Below are 23,429 nucleotides of genomic sequence, written 5' to 3'. Positions count from 1 at the left end.
AACTTTTGTGGTTGTTATAAGAATAATTATCTTTAACACATGATAAAAAATTTTCTCGGAATTTTCCTTTTAATTTCCCTTTTCTCTTCCGCACAATCAGTTTCAAACAGTTCTTCAGAAATTTATGATGATTTGCTTCGCTTGCAAAATAATACCACCGTTATGTATTTGGCGGCACATCCGGATGATGAAAATACGAGGGTAATCTCTTGGCTCACACACGAAAAACATGTAGATGCTGTCTATTTATCTTTAACAAGAGGAGATGGTGGGCAAAATCTTATCGGCACAGAAAAAGGAGAATTGCTCGGATTGCTTCGTACTCAAGAACTTTTGGAAGCCAGAAAAATGGACAAAGGCAGACAGTGGTTTACACGAGCTTTGGATTTTGGATATTCTAAAACAGCCACAGAAACGTTGAAATTTTGGGACAAACAGAAAATTTTGGCAGACGTAGTTTGGGCTATTAGAAAAAATAAACCAGAAATAATCATCACGAGATTTGATCCCAATTCTAATGGAGAAACACACGGACATCACACTGCATCAGCAATTTTGGCTATGGAAGCCTTTGATTTGGCAGGAGATCCAAAAGCTTTTCCCGAGCAACTGAAATATGTGAATGTTTGGCAACCCCAAAGATTATTTCACAATACAAGTTGGTGGTTTTATGGCAGCAAAGAAAAATTTGAAGAAGCCGAAAAAGGTAAATTATATACCATCAATGTTGGAAACTATTATCCAATACTAGGAATTTCTAACAATGAAATTTCATCAAAAGCCAGAAGCAAACACGCTTGCCAAGGTTTTGGAATGGCTTTGGAACGTGGAAATGATACAGAATATTTAAAATTATTAAAAGGTGACGCACCAAAATCTAATGATATTTTTGATGGAATTAATTTAAAATCTGACAACAAAACGGTTCAAAATCTTTTAGATAAAACAGTTTCGGAATTTAAATTTGACAATCCACAATCTTCTTTAAATAATCTTCTAGCAATTTATAATACCATAAAAAAAGAAAATCCTACCGATTTTAAAATTGAAAAAGTAAAAGATTTAATACTAAAAACTCAAGGAATTTATTTTGAATGGACTGCAGAAGCCGCTTTCGGAACAATAGATGAAGAAATTAATACCAAATTAGAAATTACCAATAGAAGCAATACCACCGTAAAATATTACCTTGCTGGAAATACGGAACAAGAAATTTTGCCAGGAGAATCTTCGAAAAGTGCACAAAAATTTACAATCAAAGATTCGAAATTTTCAAATCCATATTGGTTGCAAAATTTACCTAAAAACAATTTATATGTAGTGAATAGTCCTGATGAAATCGGACAAGCGGAAATTTTAAATCCCGTAAAGAAAACGATTACCCTAAATTTAAATTCAACAAAAATTGATTTTGATGTTCCTTTGCAGCAAAAAACCGTAAATCCTTCTATTGGCGAATTGTACGAACCATTTTACAACATTCCTGCATTTACTGCCAATTTTGAACAAGAGAATTTTATTTTTTCAAATCAGCCAAAACAAATAACCGTAGAAGTTGAAAGTTTTGTAGCTAATTCTACGGCGAATATTTCTTTAAAAGGAAGCAAAGATTGGAAAATTTCTGCACCACAGGATATTCAATTTAAAGAAATTGGAGAAAAAAAGAAATTGATTTTTACTGTTGAACCACTTTCCAAAAATGCCAGTTCTACTTTAGAAACCATTATAGAATCTAACGGGAAAACATACAATCAATCTTTAAATATTGTAGAATATCCGCATATCGACAGACAAATTTGGTTGAAAAATTCTCAAGCTAAAATTCAAAATTTAGATTTGAAAATTCCCGCTGTAAAAATTGCCTACATCAAGGGTTCTGGAGATGATGTTCCCGCCTCTTTGCGCGCGATTGGTATGAAAGTAGAAGAATTGGACATTAAAAATTGGAATGCTAATATTCTAAAAAATTACGATGTTTTGATACTAGGAATTCGTACTTTCAACGTCAATCCTGAAATGAATTTAATCAATAGAGACCTTTGGAAATTTGTAGAAGATGGTGGTCTAATCATCAATCAATATAATACCAACAATAGTTTGTTGACGAAAGATATTGCGCCGTTTGGACTATCTTTGGGACGAAGCAGAATTTCTGAGGAAGATGCAAAACTGAAGATTTTAGTTCCAGATTCCCCTATTTTTAATTCGCCAAATAAAATAACCGACAAGGATTTTGAAGCTTGGGTGCAAGAAAGAGGTTTGTATTTTGCAAATTCTTGGGACAAAAATTTAATCCCATATTTAGAAGGAAATGATTTGGGCGAAACACCAAACCAAGGGATTTTACTATCCGGAAAATATGGAAAAGGCACTTATGTATATACAGGTTTATCCTTTTTTAGAGAACTTCCAGCAGGAATTCCGGGTGCTTACAAATTGTTTATGAATATTTTGGCATTGGAAAACAAAAATTAATCTCAAAATAATTCTTATAATAGACAAAAATAAAAATCCCACAATTTAGAAAATTGCGGGATTTTTTTATCTTTAAAATTTTAGTGTTTAATTATACATTAAATCTAAAATTCATCATATCACCATCTTGAACGATGTATTCTTTTCCTTCTACAGATAGTTTTCCAGCTTCTTTCACTTTTGCTTCAGAACCTAAAGCTACAAAATCTGCATATTTAATCACTTCTGCACGGATAAAACCTTTCTCAAAATCTGTGTGTATTACACCTGCAGCTTGTGGTGCCGTCCAACCTTTCCCAATCGTCCAAGCGCGAACTTCTTTTACACCTGCGGTAAAGTAGGTTTGCAATTTTAAAAGATCATAAGCTTTTGTGATCAATCTATTTACGCCAGGTTCCGTCAAACCTAATTCTTCCAAAAACATTTGGCGTTCTTCGAAAGTATCTAATTCATTGATGTCTGCTTCTATTTGCGCGGCCAAAACTACTACTTCTGCATTTTCTTTAGCAGCCATTTCTTCAATTTTGGCAATCCATTCGTTGCCATTTTTGATGGAATTTTCATCCACATTACAAACGTAAAGTATTGGTTTTACGGTAAGAAGCTGAACATTTTCTATTAAAGGTATTTGATTATCGTCTGCATCAAACTCTCTCGCATTTCTACCTTCTTCTACAAAAGTTTTTAGATTAAGTAAAGTTTCATAGAGCAAAACATCATCTTTTTTACCAGATTTTATAAATTTTTTCGCTTTATCTACTGCCTTTTCTAATGTTTCAATATCTTTTAATTGCAATTCTATATCGATGATTTCTTTATCTCTCAAAGGATCTACAGAACCTTCTACATGGATGATGTTGCCATCTTCAAAACATCTTAGCACATGAATAATGGCTTCACATTCTCTAATATTTGCAAGGAACTGATTTCCCAAACCTTCTCCTTTACTTGCACCTCGCACCAAACCTGCGATATCTACAATTTCTACAACAGCAGGAAGTACACGTTCTGGATTCACCAACTTCTCCAGCTCGAATAATCTTTGATCTGGCACAGAAACAGTACCTATATTTGGTTCTATCGTACAAAAAGGATAATTGGCAGATTGCGCTTTGGCATTGCTCAAACAATTAAAAAGGGTGGATTTTCCTACATTTGGAAGTCCTACAATTCCACATTTCATAAAGGGTAATTTTAAAAATTAAAACAAAAAAAAAACCTTTCGGTTTTCAAGATTTAGTATTTTATCAATAAACTAAATTTGTTTGGCAAAGATAGTTTAATTAAAAATAAGACAAAAAAAATCCCCTTTAAAAAAAAGGGGAATAATATTTTACCAGTTGTTTCTTCTTTCGTTTGGTCTGCTGTTGCTGTCTCTTCTTGGTCTTTCTTCTCTTGGTCTTGCTTCAGATACATTCAAAACTTTTTGTTTGAATTCTCTTTGGTTTAACTCTTCGATTGCTTTACCAGCGTCCTCTTCGTTTGACATCTCTACGAAGCCAAAACCTCTGGATCTTCCAGTGTCTCTATCAGTAATGATTTTTGCGGAATCTACATCCCCGTAATTTTGAAAAAGAGCTTCTAGCTCGGACTCAACTGTATTGTAGTTAAGGTTTGAAATAAAAATGTTCATAAAAAAAAATTAATTGTTAAACTACCTAATGAAAAAAGTGTATTTGCACTTTCGAACAACTCATTAGCTAATCGGGTGCAATATACGAATATTTTTGAAACAAAACTATTTTATTGTTTTTAAATCGTAAATACTTTCGTTTCCTAATCTATCTGTTGCTTGTAAGGCTATTCTAGTTAATTTTTTTCCATTGTTGCTGCTCGCTAAATTCATTTGAATTTCATCTTTTGTATATATTTTATACGTCCAAACATTCCCATATTCTGTATAGAGAATCCAATTTCGCACTAAATTTAAATTTTTGTGGTTAAATTTTAAAATTAAATCCTTATCAGAATAGGAAATTTCTAAACTTGGCTTGTCCAATGCTTTTGTTTTAATCCACGGTGACAATGGAACCAAAGCTTTTTCTTTATATGCTTGATTTTGAAACATATCCTGCATCGCATTATCTTTAGAAATACCTGCAATACTGTAATGTATTTCGCCTTTGGTTGAAAATTTACTTTGTCGGATTGCATTTATTTGGTCATAAATTTCTGAGGAACGATTGCTCACATTTTTCACACCAACAGTATTCAAACCTGGATAAAGATGTCTTTTCAGCGTATTTTCAGATTGCCACCAATCATACAAAGATTGAAATCTTTGCTCCGGCGCATCCATTTTCCAGTATAATTGCGGCGAAAAATAATCTACCCAACCTTGGTTGAGCCAAAGTTTTGCATCAGCAAATAATTCATCATATTGGGAAGTACCTTTTACATCTGCAGGAAAACCAGATTTCCAAATACCAAATGGACTGATTCCGAATTGCACGTCGGTTTTTTCTTGTTTTATTTCATCGTGAATTCTCTTTACAAATTTATTCACATTTGCACGTCTCCAATCGGCTTTTTCTAGTGTGCCTCCAGATTTTAAATATTGAATCCAACTTTTAGAATCTGGAAAATCTGCGCCATAATTATATTCTGCATAAGGATAAAAATAATCGTCGAAATGAATAGCATCCAAATCGTATCTTTTTACTAAATCTTTTACAACTGCAGACACATGATCTTGCGTTTTTTCGTTGGAAGGATCCATCCAATAGGTTCCATTTTTCAGTTTTACAATTTCATCTGGCATTTTATTTACCAAAGATTCTTTAGAAATTTTTCCACCAGTGGTATGATGAGCTCTGTATGGATTGAGCCAAACGTGCAACTCCAATCCTCTTTTGTGCGCTTCGGAAATCCAAAATTCTAATGGATCATAATATGGATTGGGTGCTTTTCCAGTTTCACCATTTAAGAAAAAAGACCAAGGTTCTAGATTACTTTTATACAATGCATCTGCAGAAGGTCTTGCTTGAAATACGACTGCATTAAAATTATTTTTTTCAATAAGATCCAAAAGATTGATAGCTTCTGCTTTTTGCTGTTCCGTAGAAAGGTTATTTTTTGAAGGCCAATTGATATTTGCCACAGTTGCAATCCAAACGCCACGGAATTCTCTATTAATTTCTGGTAAATTGAGTGGTTTTTCAATTTCTTTAATGATTTTTGTTGGAAGATTTTCCTTTTTCACGATAGGTTTATCAACAACTATTGCTGGTTGGCTAGAGCAGTTTTGATTTATTATTAAAAGAAAAAATAGTAGAAAAGTGCAATTTGAAAATTTGAACATATTTAAATTTAAAACAGGATTTAAAAAAAGTAAATTTAATAAAAAAACCTCACCAAAATTGGCAAGGTTTAAAAAATATTTTTTGTGAAATTACGCTTTCGCTCCTCTCTCAATTCTTCTTCTTTCGTTTTCAGAAAGTACTTTTTTACGCATACGGATAAAGTTTGGCGTTATTTCTATCGCTTCATCTTCTTGTATATATTCCATACATTCCTCTAATGAGAATAATGTTTTTGGTGCAATGCTACCATCTTTATCTTTTCCTGCAGCACGGATGTTGTTCAACTGTTTTGCTTCTACGATATTGATAACCAAATCTCCTGGTTTGTTTTGCTCACCAATGATCATCCCTTCGTAAATTTCTTCACCTGGATCTACGTAGAACGTACCTCTATCTTGTAATTTAGCGATAGAATATTCTGTAGCTGGACCTTGAGATTTACTTACCAAAACACCATTACTTCTACCTGGAATTGCACCTTTGAAAGGTTTGTATTCTAGAAAACGGTGTGCCATAATAGCTTCACCTGTAGTTGCTGTCAACATTTGAGAACGCAAACCTATCAAACCTCTAGATGGAATTTCAAATTCCATGTGTTGCATTTCTCCTTTGGTTTCCATGATGTGAAGATCTCCTTTTCTTTGAGTTGCTAAATCTATAACTCTAGATGCAAATTCTTCTGGCACGTCTACAACCATACTTTCGTAAGGTTCGCATTTTACGCCATCTATTTCTTTTACAATTACTTGCGGCTGTCCGATGGTCATTTCATAACCTTCTCTACGCATTGTCTCTATAAGTACAGACAAGTGTAAAATTCCACGACCGAATACCAAAAATGTATTGGCATCTTGCGTAGGTTCTACTCTTAATGCTAAATTTTTCTCTAATTCTCTCATCAATCTCTCTTTCAAGTGATTGGATGTAACAAATTTACCATCTTTTCCAAAGAATGGAGAATTGTTTATAGAAAAAGTCATGTTCAAGGTAGGCTCATCAATAGCTGTTCTTGGCAATGGCTCTGGATTTTCTAAATCTACGAATGAATCTCCAATTTGGAATTTATCAAAACCAACGATTGCACAAATATCTCCAGCTTTTACTTCTTCAACTTTCTTTTTACCAAGACCTTCGAAAATGTATAGTTCTTTTACTTTACCTCTAACAATTTTTCCATCTTCTTGTGCAAGACCAATCCATTGAGATTCTTTCACAGATCCTTGGATTATTTTTCCAATAGCAATTCTACCTAAAAATGAAGAGAAATCTAGAGAAACAATTTGCATTCTCAATGGTCCTTCTTTCGCTTCTGGTGCAGGAACGTGCTCTAAAATACCATCTAAAAGAGGGAAAATATTTTCTGTTTCTTCTAATGAAGTATTGAACCAACCATTTTTGGATGAACCGTAAAAAGTTGGGAAATCCAATTGCTCTTCAGTTGCATCTAGTGCATAGAATAAATCAAATACTTTATCGTGTACTTCTTCTGGTCTACAGTTTGGTTTATCAACTTTATTGATGACAACTACTGGTCTTAATCCTAATTCTAAAGCTTTTTGTAACACAAATCTTGTTTGTGGCATTGGTCCTTCAAAAGCATCTACCAAAAGCAAAACTCCATCTGCCATTTTCAATACACGCTCTACTTCTCCACCAAAATCTGCGTGACCTGGAGTATCGATTACATTAATCTTTACACCTTCGTATTGCACAGAAATGTTCTTAGATAAAATGGTAATTCCACGTTCTCTTTCAAGATCGTTGTTGTCCATTATTAAATCACCACTTTCTTGGTTTTCTCTAAAAATGTTTGTAGCATGGATAATTTTATCTACCAAAGTAGTTTTACCATGATCAACGTGCGCGATAATCGCTATATTTCTAATATTTTGCATACTTGTTTTTTACGGGTGCAAAAGTAGTGAAATTTTCTTTATTTTCCCATACAATCAAATACTTATAAAAAAAAACAATTAATTATATTCTTTTTCCCACCAATTTCACCCATTTCTATGGTAATTCATTAATTTTCAACACTAAAAAATTGCAAGATGTCTACAATTGAATTGTGAAAATTTCATTTAATTTCTGTTTATTTGTTTGAAATACTATTAAATATAAACTTTCAACCATGCTGAAAAATTTATCATTGCTCCTATTTTTATTTTCTACTATTTTTTGCAATTCATTTGCACAAAACAGCCCAGAAGAAGCTATTTCAAAATTTTCGGAAGAATATCCACAGGAAAAAATTCATTTACTTTTGAATAAAAAATCTTTCATTGCGGGCGAAAGCATATTTTTTAAAGGTATGATTGTCGATGGTTTTAAGCCAAGTTTAATTTCTACGAGTCTTTTTGTGGAATTATACGATAAAAATAAAAAGTTGATATCTAGAAAAACTGTTCCCATTTTGCTTGGAGAAGCTTTGGGCAATATACAGATTGCAGCAGATATGAAAGAAGATGTTTACTTTCTACGAGCTTATACAACTTGGTCTACCAATTTTAATGAAAATTTTCAATGGATAAAGGCCATTCCTATTTATAATGAAAAATCTGCCGAAAAATTAGAAATCAACAAAAATTCTGAATGGAATGTATCTATACAGCCTGAAAGTGGTCGGTTTTTAAATGGAATCAATACGAAAGTGAGTGTCCGTATGAAATCAAAGGGAATTTTACCCTCAACTTGGAGTGGTTTTGTAGTAGAGGAAAATAATCTTAATTTAAAATTAGCTGAATTTAAATCGCTGGATGAAAACGTTGCAACATTTAATATCACCCCAGAAATTGGCAAAAAATACAAACTAATAGTACAAGATATAAATGGAAACAAAAAAGATTTTGACTTCCCAATAACTTTCGGCAGCGGAATTCAGCTTAAAGTAAAAAGTGAAACTGGAACCATCACTCTTACACCACAATTCCATAAATTAGAAAAACCTTCTGCGTATTATAAAATTGTGGGACAAATAAATAATCGCTTAGTGTACATTGCAAAACTTTCCACTTTAAGCTCTGGTTCCACGTATAAAATTCCTACAGAATCTTTGGTAAATGGTATTTTGCAGTTGGTAATACTAAATGATAAAAATGAAGTTCTAGCAGAACGACTTTGCTTTGTAGATGGCGAAAAATTAAATATCGGGAAAATAGACATTGCAAGTAGTGGATTAAAAACTGGAGCTAAAAGTTTAAACTCTATAAATATTCCAACGAAAAGTGATTTTGCAAATTTCACCGCTTTGGTTGCAGACAATTTTGCAGAAAGCACAGAAGATGAAAATAGTTTATTAAGTACCATTTTTTTAACGGGAGATATTGGTTCTGAAATATCAAACCCTGCGCAATATTTCACAAGCAGCAGAAATTTAGATGCGTTGGATGCGCTACTTATCTCTGAAAAATGGGAAAGATTTAATTGGAGAGATATTTTGATTGGCAATTTTCCAAAAATCATGAATAAACCAAATTCTTATATTACTTACACTGGAAAAGCAAGTATGGATGGTACACCTGTGAAAAATACGACAATGAATTTGGTGTTTTCTACAAAAGGATCTGGTACAGAGTTTTTTCAATCAAAAACAGATGAAAATGGCATTTTCGTTTTGGATAATTTAATTTTTGAAGAACCTTTTGAAATTACATACAGTATAGATGGCGTAGTGAAAAGTAAAGACCAAAATGTAACTGTTTATTTTCAATCAAAAGTAAATCCTGCGGTTATGAGATCCGCATTGCCGAAAAACTCCTATTTACTAAGTGAAAAAAGTATTGACGAAGCACCATCTCCAGAAGTAAAAAGAGCCATGCAAGAAATAACTTTTAATAAAAATTTTAAAGAAAAAATAGCACTTATTGAAGAAGTGAAAATCAAATTTTCCCAAAGGGACAAGACAGATAATCTGAATAAAAAATTGAGCAGTCCAAATTTTAAAGGTATTAATGAGACCGTTTTTGATTTTGTAAACGACTACAAATCATCACAAAGAGATATTTTGAGTTGGCTGGAAGGAAGAGTTTCTGGTCTGAAGATAACACAAGGTAGCACCGTAAGTAAAACGGGAACAATTCGGGGAGAAAATTTCGAGATTTTTGTAAATGAAAATCCGCAAGATATTAGTTTTGTAAGCACGCTAAATTTAAGTGATGTTGCCATGATAAAAGTTATAAAACCTCCTTTCCGTGGTAGATCCAACAGCGTAATTAGCATTTATTTAAAAGAAGGCATCAACAATGTGGGACAAAAAGGTGGTTTCCCAGTAGGAATGCCAGGTTTAGGTTCTAAAACTATTACTGGCTATGATAAAAATGACCCCTACCCTTTTATAGACTACGAAAAAACGCCAGAGCAAAAATCTATTTCAGATAATAGAATCACTTTATACTGGAATCCTTATGTGCAAAGCAGTACCTATGAATCTGGTAGCATAAAATTTTATAATAATGATGTTGCAAAATCTTACAATATCACAATTTTTGGTTATGATTACGATTTAGAAAAATACGTCTACTTTCATGAAGTTGTGACGCCCTAAAAATTGATAAAAAGTGACAGATTTTGTCGCTTTTTTTTTGATCAAATAAATTATTCATTGATTAAATTTCAAATAGAAAATTAAAGTAAAGTAGGATAATTATTAATTTTAGATTAGATATAACATCAATACGATAACATCCTCACTAGTCTACACTAGATGGTTTAAATTTAATTTACAAAAGATTCATGTGAAAACAAATCTAAATGTGAAACTTAATCGTATCTACTTGCTATTAACCTCATTAAAATATCAATATGAAAATTCAAAAATTATTAGGAGCTGGTTTGTTAGCAGCTTTATTTTTCACAACTAGCTGTAAAAAAACCGAAGCTGTAGAAACAGGAATGTCAGACTCAACAGAGATGGGAATGAACGATAGTATGACCGTAGATCCTGAAATGGTAGAAGCTCCAAAAATGGTAGGTGGTGCAGAAATGCTTCCTACGAAAAACATTGTTGAAAACGCTGTAAACTCTGCAGATCATACAACTTTGGTTGCCGCTGTAAAAGCAGCAGATTTAGTTGAAACTTTATCTAGCGCAGGTCCATTCACCGTTTTTGCACCTACAAACGCAGCGTTTGATATGCTACCAAAAGAAGCAGTTGCTAGTTTGATGATGCCAGAAAACAAAAAAGCATTGGCTGGAGTATTAACCTATCACGTTGTATCTGGTAAAGTTTCTGCAGCAGATCTAATGAAACAAATAACAGATGGTGGCGGTAAAGCTACATTAACTACTGTTGCGGGTGGAAAACTTGTTGCTTCTGTGAAAGATGGAAACGTAATTTTGACAGATGAAAATGGTGGAGAATCTATGGTTACCATTGCAGACGTAAATCAATCTAATGGTGTGATTCATGTAGTTGATCATGTATTGATGCCAAAATAATTTACAGATTTTTTGTAAAAAGAAAACCGTTTCACATTTGAAACGGTTTTTTTCATGTCTACTATTTTCAGAAAATCTATTCAGATATTTTTATGTTTATCCCTTCAGAATGCGCATTCATTTGTGATGCATAATAATTTTGCAAAGTCGTAATTCCATTGCTGAAAGTTCCGGCAGCGTTGCAAATATAATCATACTCGAAAACGTATTTTCCTTTCGGCATATTCTGTATGTAAAAATTGGTAGAAGCATCTTTCGTAGATTGATAATAACCCAAATTGTTCTTCCATTCATAACCAGAAATTACATTCAGTGGTTCAAAACCTGCGGCGCGCATATCTTTTAAATGAATGTATTCCATATTTCTATCCGTATTCAAAATCATCCGAACTGTAACTTTATCTCCGATTTTTAAGGGCGAATTTTCTGTAATTTTTTGCAATTCTTCACCATTCACGGTTTTCACTTTTTTGTACAATTCTTTGGTGATGGAAATATAAGATTCCGAAGATTTTATCTTGTCTAAATCTTCAAAATATTGCCAATACAAACCACCTTGCACAATTCCGGCACCAGATTTTGTAATGGTTACGCTTCCTAAGTTTTTATCTAAATTTTCAGAGTTAATGGTGCTTTTCACGTATCCTGTCGCTTTTGTATCAGAATTTACCAGTTCTTTTCCTCCCCAAATAATTTTTGCTTGATTGTTTGAAGATTCTGTCCAAGATTTTCCAGAGTTTAAAATCGTGAAAATAACTTCCGCAGTATTTCGAGAATTCCCCCAAGAATTAACTTCTTTCTGCGTGATCAACCAAATCTTCATTTCTTCTATAAAGTTGATATCATTTGGCGCCAATTGTTGAAATGCTTCTATCGCTCCGGCATGATTCGAAATTTTGGAATTATACCAACCCCAATCGTTCAAGTTTTGCTTCCAATAAACCCCTTGATTTTGTGTTTCGGTAGATGTTTCTTTTAGATAAGTCAAGAATTTTTCAGAAATTTCTTTTTCGCCGTATTCATTAAACAAAAGTGCCAAACGATGCAATCCAAAGAACGTAAAATCTGTAATTTTTTCTGTTTTTGCTTTGTCAATTACCGCAGTTTTTAGCGTAAGTCCTTTTTGTTTTAAAGGATACTCTTTTTCCCAATAATTTCGAGTATCGAGATAATCTAAAACATAATTATTTACAACATTTTTTTTGCTTGCATTAAGCGAAGTTGTATTTTCATAATATTTGTTCACTTCATTATCAACGTAATTCACCAGTTTTGCAACCATTGTTTTTTGTTCAGAAGATTGGTAATCTGTGGTATTTCCTTTCAACCAGAGATTTAATTTACCAAGATTTTTCAAAATATAAAGCGAATTGTAGTAAGAACTTTCATAACCTTTGTACCAAGAAAAGCCTCCATCGCTATTTTGCAATTGTTGCAACTCTTTCCAATCTGTTTGAATTGAATTTTTCATTGAATTCACTTCAAACAATTTCGCTAATTTCGCCATTTGCTCTTCTTCACTCTGGCTTTCCAAAACCCACGGCGTTTCTTCCAAAAGCAATTGTTTCAACTCTTGGTTTTTTTCTAAATTACTATTCAGCAAAGCTTTAGATTGATATTCCTCAAAAATAGTTTTCAATTTTGGATTGGCTTTAAAAATTTCTGAAGCCACCACATCTGCAAACCATTTATTAAAAATTACATCCGCAGATTGATTGTCGTCCGTCTTCAAACTTGGCAATGCAAACATGATTTCCCAAATAGGATTGGTGGTTAATTCTAATGTATTGCTAAAATTTTGAACAGTTGCAAAAGTGTTTTTAACTAAATTTTCCAGACTAAAAGTTTTGGTCTGCCCTTCTTTTACAAAAATTGGAACTGCATCGGTAACCAACATTCTATTGGGCAAAACAGCGATTGCTTTTTGTTCGCCATCGGAAAAACTAATCTGGTCGCTGAGCGAAGTCGAAACGGCAACCACTTTTATGATAATTGAAGAAACATCTTTCGGAACTTTCACAATCCATTTTACTACAGAATTTCCATTTTCTTGCAACACAAATTCTCTCGAATTTTCACGAATTTTCACGAATTTATCTGTGATGTCTTCATTAGTGAATGCATCTAAAATCTGCAATTGCGCAGTTCCGTTCAGCGGTTTATCTACCAAACTTGAGAGTTTAGATTGAAAAATAATTTCATCACCTTCTCGCAAAAATCTTGGATAGTTTGGCGTTACCGAAAATTCTTTCTGCGTGATCACAGATTTTTCTAAATACGCACTTCTTGCATCTTTTGTGTGGGCAAGGAACATTACTTTCCACTGCGTTAAAGCTTCTGGCGAAGTAAATTCAAAATTGATATTTCCATCTTTATCCGTTACCAAATTTGGATAAAAGAAAGCGGTTTCGTTTAGATTTTCACGGACTTCTATTTTACTTAAATCTTCAGATACTTTAAAATCTCCATTCTTTGTTTTGACAATGACGACACCATTTGCTCCTCTATTTCCATATGCTGCTATTGCACTTGTATCTTTCAAAACATCAACACTTTCTATTTCATTAGAATTTATATTTTTAAATTCTTCAGCAGATGTTGGAAATCCATCAATTACGTATAAAGGTCCCGATGAACTATCTAAAGAGCCTTTCCCTCTTATGGTTATTGATGGTGAAGAACCAGGTTGTCCCGCTCCAGTAGAAATATTTACACCTGCAAGTTGACCTTGGGCAATATTTAGAACATCAGCATTTGGACGATTTTCTAACTTTATTTTTATTAAATTGTTAAAAAATTGATAATCGTTCCATTTAAAATCTAATGAAGTAATATTTAAATTTTTTAAGGATTGCAATCTTCTTTGATAATATTTTTGAGTCAAATAATCATTCACATCATAATTCTGAAAATTATTAGGACTATTTTTTAATTTTTGCCAACCGAAATAATTTCCTGCAAACTGATCCAAGGATTTATCGTACATATTAGCCAAAACCTCTGCTTGCAGTTTTTCTTTTCTTGTGCTGAGCGAGGTCGAAGCATCGTTTCCCAAAACTTTTAATGTCCATTTTTCTTTTTGTCCGGGTTGCAATTTATCTCGGAAAACCACCGTTTCTATGCGCATTGGTTTTTCTTCATTGATGATTGTAAATACTTTGGTTTCCATTCTCACATCATTGTAAGCAACCAATTGAAATTGCACATTTACAACATTTACTTTCTCATCTTTCGGGGATTTTACATCATAAATCAACAATCCATTTTGTGTTTTTTTCTGTTCTGTTTGGGTTTCGCCGTTTCCATTTTGTACAAAAATATTTATCAAAGCATCTGGAATTGCAGAATAGACATAGATTTTTGGGTTTTCACTTCTTTTGTATTGTGATTTTTCAGAAATAATTTTTAAAAATGGTTTTTGAGAATCTGCTAAAGATTTTTTATCAAAAACTTCAAAAGATTTAGTTGTTTTAATGGTATCTTTTCCTTCGATGTTATAAAGTTCCAGTTCAAATTTTCCCGTGCCCAGTTTCGCCGAAGAGGCGAAAATGTCTAGTACGTTATTTTCTTTTGGCTGGATAATTTTATCGTACAAAACCTTTTCAATTTTTTCCACTTTTTCAGATTTATCAAAATAATCATGTGGGAATTTTTGCACAAATTCTGCTTTAGAATAAATGCTCGCATCTTGAATTTCATTCATAAAATTTTCTCGAATAATTCTATCCGTAGGTTTAAATTTTGAAAGTTTGGCGTGATAAGATTTTTTTAAATTTTGATCGTTGTAATTTTTTGTTTGAATTTTCAATTCTATCTTTTCATCAGAAAAATAAATTTGCTTTTCATTATTTTCAATATTAATATAATGCGAAACAGAAGCTACTTTTACATTGGTATCTGAAGTTTGTGTTTCTCCATTGATGTCTGTTACCGAACCATTTATAGCATAATTATCAATTTGAACACCTTCGATAGTTTCGTCTTTTTCTAATTTCAATTTTATTTTAAATTCACCTTTTCCATCGGTTTTCACTTCACCCAAAATAGAATTTTCATTGCCGTAATTTCTAGGAAACCAAGAAAAATATTGCCATCTGATGTTCTGTTTTTTAATTTCATATTTTACGGTAGCATCGCTTAAAGCTACGCCAGAAAACATTTTCGCAGTTCCTGTAACTTCTACGGTTTGTCCATATTTGTATTCCTCTTTTATCGGTTCAAAAGTAATTTCAAACTTTGGGCGTTTATATTCTTCAACTTGAAAAACTTTGTAAGCACCATCGTCACTTATATCCTTTGAATCTACTACCAAAGAAAATTGTCCGTTCAGTTTTCCATTGGGCAAAGTGAAACTTCCATTGTAAGAGCCAAATTCATTAGTGGTGAATTTTTGTTTAGAGATTTCTTCGCCGTTTGCATCATTCAAAATAATTTCTTGCGAAATACCAACTGCAACAGATTCCTTGTCAGCAATTAATTTGGTGTTGATTACTTTAAAATAAACAATTTGTCCTGGTCTGTAAATCCCACGATCGATGAAAATTTGTGCTTTATATTTATTTTCTTCAGCACTTTCATCATTTCTATTATAATAATTTTTATCATAATAGTTTACAATTTGAAAACTATTATTGGATGAATCTTCAACTAAATAATACTTATAATATTCTTCTTTAGTACTTTTTGGATATTCAAAATTTCCTTTTGCATCAGTTTTTACAGTAAATTTTGTGGTTGGTTTTTCATTATTACTTTTGTAAAAATTCAAAGTTTTGTTGGCAAATACTTTTCCCGTATTTCTATCTACCAATTTCATCACATCTGGCTTTTTATTTCCAGAATTTATAACTTCAGAAATGATTCTCGCAGAACTAACCAAAAAATAATATCGCTCTATTTTTTCATTATTAATTTTATATTCCGCAAGGTAAATTCCCGCTGGTAAAGCTTTTATTTCTAAAGCCGTTTGATGATTTTTATAATCCGAAAATTCTGGAAGCGTGTATTTTTCTTCCCGAATAAGCGTTTTCTTAATGACATTAAACTTATTTACATCGTACGAATTTCTAGAATATTCTAAGAAATTTTGAAAATCATCTTTTACTTCATAGATATCTAAAGAAAAAGATTTAGTGTTTTTTGCATTTACTTCTAAATGAATTGGCTGATTGGGAAGCGTGTTTTGCTCATAATGAATCTCCAAAGAAAGATTTTTAATCTGATTTTCTTTATTGATGAGATTATTTAAAAACTGAGATTTCGGATACATTTCTTTCGCATCATTGATCCAGGTTAAAGCCAATTTATAATCCTCTTTTTGCATTAATAATTTAACAATATCTTCAATAATTAAAACTTTATAATCTCCTTTTGTACTTTCATTTTCTACTAATTTTTCTAATTGCTCAAAACGATCTTTGCATTGAGTAAAACTGCAAACAGTATTCAATTTCTGATGTTGAAAATACAATTTTGAATTTCCAGAATTACTGATAATCAAATCATCATAAATATTTTCAATCTTTGCTTGATTTTCATTCCGTTCGTTTGGTGTGAAAAACTGCGCATTTTGAAAAAATTGTATTGTATTGATAGAAGCCCAATCCTGCAAAGTTGGGAAGTAAGAAATATTTTCTGATTCTTCAAAAACCCTGGCATATTCTGCCATTTTTATCTTCTTTAAATCAGTTTTCTTCTTTTCTAAATTTGCATAAAATTTCTCTAGATAATTTTTGAAATCCAGTTTGCTCCAAGTTTCAATTTTAGTTAGGTTTCCATCACTTACATTTGTTCTGTCTTGAAATCTCCAATAATTGTTTTGATAGTAATCATTTACAAATTCGCCTTTTATAACATAAAGAAATACTTGACCTTCACCCTTTAAAGCATTTTCAACCGTAGAAATTTTATCAAAAAATTGCGAAGTAATATCGTTTTTATCATCGTTTTGCGTTTGGTTGATGATTACAAATTCTGCCTTCAAACTGCGTATTAATTCTACCGTATTTCCATCTTTGGTTGCTTGTTTTTGAATTTCTAAAATGATAGGCAAATTAGATTTATACAAACCTTGCTGATAATTTTCCGCAACGGCTTTCCATTTTGTTTCGTAAAAGTTTTGAGAAAATGCCATCATTGATAGTAATAAAGTGAATATTAGAGATAGTTTTTTCATATATTTGATTTATTTTTCAAGGCATTTTTAGAGCTTTGAACTCTAACGACGCTCTTTTATGAGATTGCTAAATTTACTGAAAAAATATATAATAGACAGCCAAATTTTTGTTTCACTAATGGGAACTTTTTTGGCTGTTTTTTTCATGCGAGAACAAGACCTTGTAAAAATTCCAACTATTTTGTTAATTTTTATCACCTATTTCAGTGGATATCTTTACACAAAATATCAAAACTCGGGCAAATTATTTTATAAAATATTATTATTCAACGTTGTTTCGGGTATTATTTCAGCAATCTTAATCATCTCTAATCATAACGAAGTTAGATTGGTGAAATGGGCGGTAATCGTTATTCTTGGTTTGCTTTATGATAGTTGGTTTTTAAAGAATTATGTGAGGCAAATCCCACTTTTCAAGGTATTTTATGTAGGATTTACGTGGGCGATGATCAATTCTTGGCTCATCATTCCAGAATTTAATCTAGAAATATTTGTGATTACGCTGCTATACATCACTGCTTTGGTGTTGCCATTTGATATCCGAGATATGCAATCTGATACGGTAACCACGTTTCCGAAAATAATTGGTATCCAAAAAACAAAATATTTGGCGTATCTTTTTTGTGCAATTTCTGCCGTTTTAGCAATACAATTTTTAAAAATTGATTTCGCAATCGCCTATTTCGTGAGTATTGTATTTTCTTTTATTTTAATCTATTTCTCTAATGAAACAAGGAAAGATTCTTACTTTTCTTTCTTGGTAGAAACTTGTGCGGGTTTACCATTTTTAATTTACGTTTTAATGCAGTATTTTTGACGAATGTTTATTTTAAAACTTTCTCTTCTCAATTTTAAAAACCACACCGAAAGACATTTTGAATTTTCTCCAGAAATAAATTGTTTTGTAGGAAATAATGGTGTCGGAAAAACCAACGTTTTGGATGCCTTGCATTACCTATCTGTTGGGAAAAGTTTTTTGGGAAATACAGATGCCAACAACATTGCAAGTGGCGAAGATTTCTTCAGCATTGAAGCCGGAATTTCTACTGAAGAAAAGGATAGTATCATCAAAATTATCTTACCAAGAGACGCAAAAAAACTCATCAAAAAAAACGATAAATCTTACGATAGAATATCAGATCATATCGGATTTCTGCCTTCCGTTATTATTTCTCCTTATGATTCTAACCTCATCACAGATTCTGGCGAAAGCCGCCGTAAATTTTTGGATTCCATGATATCGCAAACGGATTCCACCTATTTATATTCTTTAATTCAATATCAAAAAATCATAAAACAGAGAAATGCACTTTTAAAATATTTTTCCAAAAATAGAACGTATGATGCCAATGCATTGGAAATTTATAATCAACCTTTAACTAAATTTGGTGCAGAAATTTATACTAAAAGAAGCAACTTCATCACCCAACTTTTACCAATTATTCAGCAATATTACGAGATTATTTCCAATGGAATTGAAAAAATAAATGTTGGCTATGAAACCCAACTTCACACGGAAAACTCTGACGAAGTAGAAACTAGATTTCTAGCATTACTAAATCAAAATAATTCTCGAGATCGGATGTTGACCTACACTTCTACAGGAATTCACAAAGATGATTTGCTTTTCACCATGAATGAAATTCCGATAAAAAAAATTGGATCTCAAGGTCAGCAAAAATCTTTTTTAATCGCTTTGAAATTGGCACAAATGATTGTAATGAAAAATCTTACTGGCAAAACGCCTTTACTTTTGTTGGATGATATTTTTGACAAATTAGACGATTCTCGTGTTTCGCAATTGGTGAAATTAGTAAACCAAGAACATTTTGGACAAATTTTCATTACAGATACTAACAGAGAAAGAACAGAAAATGTGGTAAAAAGGATTAATGAGGAAAGCAGAATTTTTGAACTATAAAGAGTAATTTTCAGATGAAAAAAATTAGAAAAAAAAGAGAATACCTCGGTTCAGAATTGGTGCAATCTTTTGCGAGAATTCATGGTTTTGAAGAAAAATTATTGGCTTTTGAGGTGAAAGATTTTCTAGAATTTTACTTAGACAGGAGCCTTTTTCAAGAAATTGACAGTGTGAATTTGGATAAAAAGATATTGAAGATTAAAATAAATTCACCACTATTGAAAAATGATTTTCAACTACGAAAAAGCTTTTATCTGAAAAAATTTCAAGCAGAATTTGGTGTCGAAAAATTTATCGATCTTCAGATTTTTTAGGTATAGATTTCACCATCATTTCATCTGATCGAGAGTCTAATACTTGTGATCTAATAGGCAAAAAGAACTTCCAAGGATTGCTTACAAAATAGCTAAAGATGGCTTTTCTTATTTGCTTAAATTCTTGTAAATCTATTTTTCTAGAGCGCAAAGCCAAAGTCATAGAAAGTCCAAAACTTACTATAAAATTGAAAAACCCAACACCAAAAATTGTTGCAATAGAAATCCAGATGGTAAATGTAGAAACCTCAAAATGATTGCCATACAATCCTAAGGCAAAATTTCCTGCTGCAAATGTAATGTGGCGAATATCTAAATCTATTCCCAAAAAATGCCCAATTGGACCAGCTACACCCAAAAAAACACCAAACCAAACGTTTGAAATTATACCTGGCCAATTATTTTCATAGAATTTTGCAATAGACTTTGAGAATTTTTCTCCAAAAATTTTCTTCAGAAATAAATTTTTCTCCAATCTTTTGGGCATCTGATAAAAGACAGAATTATTGCCAACACTACCCGCAATAATACCAGAAATAAATAGAAAAACACCTGCAATACTCGCATGCAAAAATGCTTTGGAATCTAAAAAATTAAGATCTTTTAATAGTTTCGGACTTTTTTGCGCTGCTAAATTTTCTTGCAGCAAAACATCAAATCCATAGATAATTGCAAGTGCCACAGGAAATGCCCACAATACATTACCCATAAATGCAATAAATTGGGTGCGGATTAATTTTGCAAAAAGGTGAGAAAATTCCGTATAGTTTTTTGTCGTATTTTGTTCTTCGGAAAGTACCTTCACCATCGTAGCTGCCGTCATTGCTGGTTGTTTTGTAGCCAACGTAAAATGCATTAAATAGATCATCACGAATCCCATTGCATAATTCATAGAATACAAAAATGCATGCGCAAAGTCGCTAGAAGAAGAATAGCTGTAGAGCATTTTCAATACGCATAAGAAACCTACAATCATACCTCCTCCACTTGCTTTGTACAGCATTTTGAAATATTCTTTATAATTTGAAGAAATATATTTCGTGCCTGTTTCTGCAGTATGATTTGTGATTAAATGTGAAATAAGCAGTGTGCTATCATCAAAAAGTTCTGCAATATTATTCTTGCGAGATTTATATTCTAAAATATTGTATACGAGAGTTTTAGAATTATTCAAAACATCTTCATCTTTATTGATAAGAAGTAAACTTATGATGTCTTTTAGCCTATTTATTTGCTGTTTAATTCTTAATAAAGTCTGGTTTGTCTTGTTTGAAATTCCGTATTTGCTAGAATTTTTAAAAGCATTATCTACAAATTCCAAACATTGGGAAACATAAATAAAAACCTGTTTTACATCTGTATTTTTAGAAGTGAAACGGAAATCCTTGATATTTCTAATTTCCGTGCTCAAAATTTCTAATTCATGCTGCAAGGCTATAAAAGGATTGTCGTAGTTTTTGTACTCCGGCGTCATCTTCAAAACTTCTGATTTCAATGCATCGCCAATCATTCTCCAAGCCAAGATATTGATGGAAAATATCAACTCTTTTTGTACAGATTCTTTCAATATTATTTTATCAATTTTTAATAAAATAAAAAGTTCCGAAATATTTTCTTCAGAAATCTCTTGTAAGAATTTAAGGTCTTTCTTAGGATTTCTTAAAAGATGATCTACCATGTAAAAAACAGAATCTTCGTTTTCTACAGGTGGTAAAAGCGTATTGAGCACTCTTTTTTTAAATTCTGGAAAGAAAGAATTTTCTGATAAAATATTAGCTTCCGTTAAAGAAACATTGAAAGGTTTTCCTTCAAAGAGATTGTGCAAATAGTAGGAAAAATTTTCAGCTATAGCTTCAGATTGCTTCAAATATTCCAAAACGACTTCAAAATCTTCAGATTTTACAGCGTTGAAAACTTCGTACAATGGTTCTAATGAAGTACTTTCATTTTTTACGAGAAAATATTTCTTCAGAATTTTATTAAAATCTTGGGATTTACCCGAAAAGAGTTTCATTGGTAATATTATGGCAAGCTTATATTATTCATTTGTTTTAAAACCCAATTGTGTTTTTTTCTTAAATAAGAAGTCGGATTTTTCGGGTCATATTTCTTAGGATTGGGCAACATTACTGCAATCCAAGCAGCTTCACTTTTTGATAAATCTTTAGAATGCTTGCCAAAATAATAGAGTGAAGCAGCTTCTACGCCAAATACGCCTCGTCCCATTTCTATAGAATTTAGGTATCTTTCTAAGATAACTTGCTTTCCCCAGATTAATTCTATGATGAAGGTATAACCAGCCTCCAAACCTTTTCTTAGATAACTTCTACCTTGCCAAAGAAATACATTTTTTGCAGTTTGTTGAGAAATTGTGCTTCCACCGCGCAATTTTTTGCCCTCTTCATTCTTCTTCATCGCCTTTTCTATAGCATCATAATCGAAACCATTGTGTATAAAGAATTTTTGATCTTCAGAAGCTATGACAGCTTTTTTCACGAGAGATCCCATTTCATCATAAGAAATATAATCTCTTTCTAGCTTGCCATATTCCAATATTCCGCCAATTTGAGTAATCGTAATTGGTGGATTGAAAAATTTTCCCCAAACAATAAATATAATATTGAATAGAATAATGATTAAAATTAATTTTTTAAGTTTTTTCCACATAGAAAATTTATAAGAAAGGCAAAATTACAACAATGAAACTGGATTTCAACGCAAAGAAAAAATTTTTAACGCAGTTCTTTTAGATATATTAATTCTTTATCTTTTAATAATGCTGGATGTAGAATTTTCACATAATCTTGCAATACTAAATCAGCCCGAACTACTCCGCTTTCAAAAAAATCATTGGCCTTATTTTTCTCTTTTCCTGTGATGGAATATATTTTCCCTTGGTTAAAAATATTCATTTTTGCGTAATTTGGATTGATCATTAATAATTCTTTTTTGGTATGATGATTTCCAACATTCACCCATATTTTTGCATTTTGGGCTTTCACAAATATTTCTTCAAAACTCAAAGGAATAGCGCTTTCTGAAGAATTATCTTTATTAATATAAACAGAATTTGCAGATTTTAAATAATGCGCCAATTGGCTTTTTCCTCCTGGCAAAAACCACTGATTTCCGTACATTTCGTTGGCTAAAACTGTTGGGATAATTTTATTTTTTTGCGCTAATTTTTCCAAAGTAAAAAAGTTAGCTTCAATACTATTATAAAGTAAATTTGCCTCAGTTTCCTTTTTGAATAATTGGCCAAAAAGAATTAAATATTTAGATTTTTCTAAAGGTTTTTGTTCCAAATACTCATCGAGAAATATAATCTGTATGCCGTTTTGTTTTAAAAGTTGGTACGTATTTTCAAAACTTGCAATATAGTTTGTGAAAACAGCATCTGGTTTTAAAGCAATTATTTTTTCTAAATTATATTTCTGCTCATTACCTACATCTTCAATTTCTCCGGATTTAATTTTATTTAAAATCTTTTCTGAATAAACATATTCTGGACTAGAAACTCCTACAATTTGATTTTCTACAGACAATTCTGTAGCAAAACCAACCAAACTTGCATTTAAAAAAATGACTCTTTTTAACGGCAAACTTTTAGCATCAAATTTATAATTGAATTTGCCAGATTTGAATTCCAAATTTTTTGCATTTGAATTGAATGAAACTCTTTCTGAAATTTCTGTCCAAGAGTTTTTTAAGTTTTCTGGGGCTTGTTTTTTACATTGCAATAAAATACATGATAAAAATAATAAAAAGAATATCTGTTTCATTCCTCAAAGAAAATAAAAAAGTAT

Annotated in this window: 14 protein-coding genes; 6 read left to right on the top strand and 8 right to left on the bottom strand. The window is 31.8% G+C overall.

Annotated features, from left to right (window positions below; genetic code table 11):
• Positions 1-39: 39 nt before the first annotated feature.
• Positions 40-2,475 carry a PIG-L family deacetylase gene (locus HNQ03_RS01680; RefSeq protein ID WP_173777912.1) on the top strand — a complete coding sequence of 812 codons (2,436 nt, stop codon included), beginning with the start codon at positions 40-42 and terminating at the stop codon, positions 2,473-2,475.
• Positions 2,476-2,566: 91 nt separating this feature from the next.
• Here the strand turns inward: HNQ03_RS01680 and ychF are convergent, their stop codons facing one another.
• From ychF to typA, 4 genes are all read right to left on the bottom strand, one after another.
• Entirely contained in the window at positions 2,567-3,658 is a 1,092-nt protein-coding gene (ychF, locus tag HNQ03_RS01675; protein WP_173777911.1) for a redox-regulated ATPase YchF, read from the bottom strand.
• 150 nt (positions 3,659-3,808) lie between these two features.
• Positions 3,809-4,108: an RNA recognition motif domain-containing protein gene (locus tag HNQ03_RS01670; protein WP_173777910.1), complete on the bottom strand. Its 300-nt coding sequence runs from the start codon at positions 4,106-4,108 to the stop codon at positions 3,809-3,811.
• A 105-nt stretch (positions 4,109-4,213) separates the two neighbouring features.
• On the bottom strand, positions 4,214-5,776 hold the full coding sequence (locus HNQ03_RS01665; protein WP_173777909.1) for a glycoside hydrolase family 10 protein: 1,563 nt from the start codon (positions 5,774-5,776) through the stop codon (positions 4,214-4,216).
• Between the two features lie 90 nt (positions 5,777-5,866).
• A complete protein-coding gene (gene typA / locus HNQ03_RS01660) occupies positions 5,867-7,672 on the bottom strand; it encodes a translational GTPase TypA (protein ID WP_173777908.1) in 1,806 nt (601 codons plus the stop codon).
• A 236-nt stretch (positions 7,673-7,908) separates the two neighbouring features.
• Between typA and HNQ03_RS01655 the strand changes: the two genes are divergently transcribed.
• Both HNQ03_RS01655 and HNQ03_RS01650 read left to right on the top strand, forming a co-directional pair.
• Positions 7,909-10,320 (top strand): hypothetical protein, encoded by a 2,412-nt coding sequence (locus HNQ03_RS01655; protein WP_173777907.1) that lies wholly within the window; start codon positions 7,909-7,911, stop codon positions 10,318-10,320.
• 257 nt (positions 10,321-10,577) lie between these two features.
• On the top strand, positions 10,578-11,213 hold the full coding sequence (locus HNQ03_RS01650; protein WP_382404982.1) for a fasciclin domain-containing protein: 636 nt from the start codon (positions 10,578-10,580) through the stop codon (positions 11,211-11,213).
• 76 nt (positions 11,214-11,289) lie between these two features.
• Here HNQ03_RS01650 and HNQ03_RS01645 read toward each other — a convergent pair whose 3' ends face one another.
• Complete coding sequence (locus tag HNQ03_RS01645) at positions 11,290-17,388, bottom strand: alpha-2-macroglobulin family protein (RefSeq protein WP_173777906.1); 6,099 nt, start codon at positions 17,386-17,388, stop codon at positions 11,290-11,292.
• Positions 17,389-17,506: 118 nt separating this feature from the next.
• Between HNQ03_RS01645 and HNQ03_RS01640 the strand changes: the two genes are divergently transcribed.
• From HNQ03_RS01640 to HNQ03_RS01630, 3 genes are read left to right on the top strand one after another with little or no spacing between them, the layout of a single operon-like run.
• On the top strand, positions 17,507-18,205 hold the full coding sequence (locus tag HNQ03_RS01640; protein ID WP_226927409.1) for a UbiA prenyltransferase family protein: 699 nt from the start codon (positions 17,507-17,509) through the stop codon (positions 18,203-18,205).
• 3 nt (positions 18,206-18,208) lie between these two features.
• On the top strand, positions 18,209-19,309 hold the full coding sequence (gene recF / locus HNQ03_RS01635; protein WP_173777904.1) for a DNA replication/repair protein RecF: 1,101 nt from the start codon (positions 18,209-18,211) through the stop codon (positions 19,307-19,309).
• Positions 19,310-19,323: 14 nt separating this feature from the next.
• The gene (locus tag HNQ03_RS01630; RefSeq protein ID WP_173777903.1) at positions 19,324-19,623 is read left to right on the top strand and encodes a hypothetical protein; all 300 of its coding nucleotides are present in this window, start codon (positions 19,324-19,326) and stop codon (positions 19,621-19,623) included.
• On the opposite strand, the gene HNQ03_RS01625 is transcribed toward HNQ03_RS01630, so the two are convergent.
• The 3 genes from HNQ03_RS01625 to HNQ03_RS01615 form a co-directional block, all read right to left on the bottom strand.
• Positions 19,601-21,637: a recombinase gene (locus HNQ03_RS01625; protein ID WP_173777902.1), complete on the bottom strand. Its 2,037-nt coding sequence runs from the start codon at positions 21,635-21,637 to the stop codon at positions 19,601-19,603. The two genes, HNQ03_RS01630 and HNQ03_RS01625, sit on opposite strands and share 23 nt — an antisense overlap.
• Before the next feature lie 8 nt (positions 21,638-21,645).
• Positions 21,646-22,290: a monofunctional biosynthetic peptidoglycan transglycosylase gene (mtgA, locus tag HNQ03_RS01620; RefSeq protein ID WP_173777901.1), complete on the bottom strand. Its 645-nt coding sequence runs from the start codon at positions 22,288-22,290 to the stop codon at positions 21,646-21,648.
• A 65-nt stretch (positions 22,291-22,355) separates the two neighbouring features.
• Positions 22,356-23,405, bottom strand: coding sequence for an ABC transporter substrate-binding protein (locus tag HNQ03_RS01615; protein WP_173777900.1), 1,050 nt, complete (start codon positions 23,403-23,405; stop codon positions 22,356-22,358).
• Between the last annotated feature and the right edge of the window lie 24 nt (positions 23,406-23,429).

The sequence above is a fragment of the Frigoriflavimonas asaccharolytica genome, from assembly GCF_013294015.1.
GTDB lineage: Bacteria > Bacteroidota > Bacteroidia > Flavobacteriales > Weeksellaceae > Frigoriflavimonas > Frigoriflavimonas asaccharolytica.
Note: the sequence above shows the minus strand (reverse complement) of the source record. Positions and strands in the feature narration are given on the sequence as shown.

Excerpts from the sequence above, each read along its gene's own strand:
- HNQ03_RS01680 (WP_173777912.1), top strand. The coding sequence starts at position 40 with ATGATAAAAAATTTTCTCGGAATTTTCCTTTTAATTTCCCTTTTCTCT.
- ychF (WP_173777911.1), bottom strand. The coding sequence starts at position 3,658 with ATGAAATGTGGAATTGTAGGACTTCCAAATGTAGGAAAATCCACCCTT.
- HNQ03_RS01670 (WP_173777910.1), bottom strand. The coding sequence starts at position 4,108 with ATGAACATTTTTATTTCAAACCTTAACTACAATACAGTTGAGTCCGAG.
- HNQ03_RS01665 (WP_173777909.1), bottom strand. The coding sequence starts at position 5,776 with ATGTTCAAATTTTCAAATTGCACTTTTCTACTATTTTTTCTTTTAATA.
- typA (WP_173777908.1), bottom strand. The coding sequence starts at position 7,672 with ATGCAAAATATTAGAAATATAGCGATTATCGCGCACGTTGATCATGGT.
- HNQ03_RS01655 (WP_173777907.1), top strand. The coding sequence starts at position 7,909 with ATGCTGAAAAATTTATCATTGCTCCTATTTTTATTTTCTACTATTTTT.
- HNQ03_RS01650 (WP_382404982.1), top strand. The coding sequence starts at position 10,578 with ATGAAAATTCAAAAATTATTAGGAGCTGGTTTGTTAGCAGCTTTATTT.
- HNQ03_RS01645 (WP_173777906.1), bottom strand. The coding sequence starts at position 17,388 with ATGAAAAAACTATCTCTAATATTCACTTTATTACTATCAATGATGGCA.
- HNQ03_RS01640 (WP_226927409.1), top strand. The coding sequence starts at position 17,507 with ATGGGAACTTTTTTGGCTGTTTTTTTCATGCGAGAACAAGACCTTGTA.
- recF (WP_173777904.1), top strand. The coding sequence starts at position 18,209 with ATGTTTATTTTAAAACTTTCTCTTCTCAATTTTAAAAACCACACCGAA.
- HNQ03_RS01630 (WP_173777903.1), top strand. The coding sequence starts at position 19,324 with ATGAAAAAAATTAGAAAAAAAAGAGAATACCTCGGTTCAGAATTGGTG.
- HNQ03_RS01625 (WP_173777902.1), bottom strand. The coding sequence starts at position 21,637 with ATGAAACTCTTTTCGGGTAAATCCCAAGATTTTAATAAAATTCTGAAG.
- mtgA (WP_173777901.1), bottom strand. The coding sequence starts at position 22,290 with ATGTGGAAAAAACTTAAAAAATTAATTTTAATCATTATTCTATTCAAT.
- HNQ03_RS01615 (WP_173777900.1), bottom strand. The coding sequence starts at position 23,405 with ATGAAACAGATATTCTTTTTATTATTTTTATCATGTATTTTATTGCAA.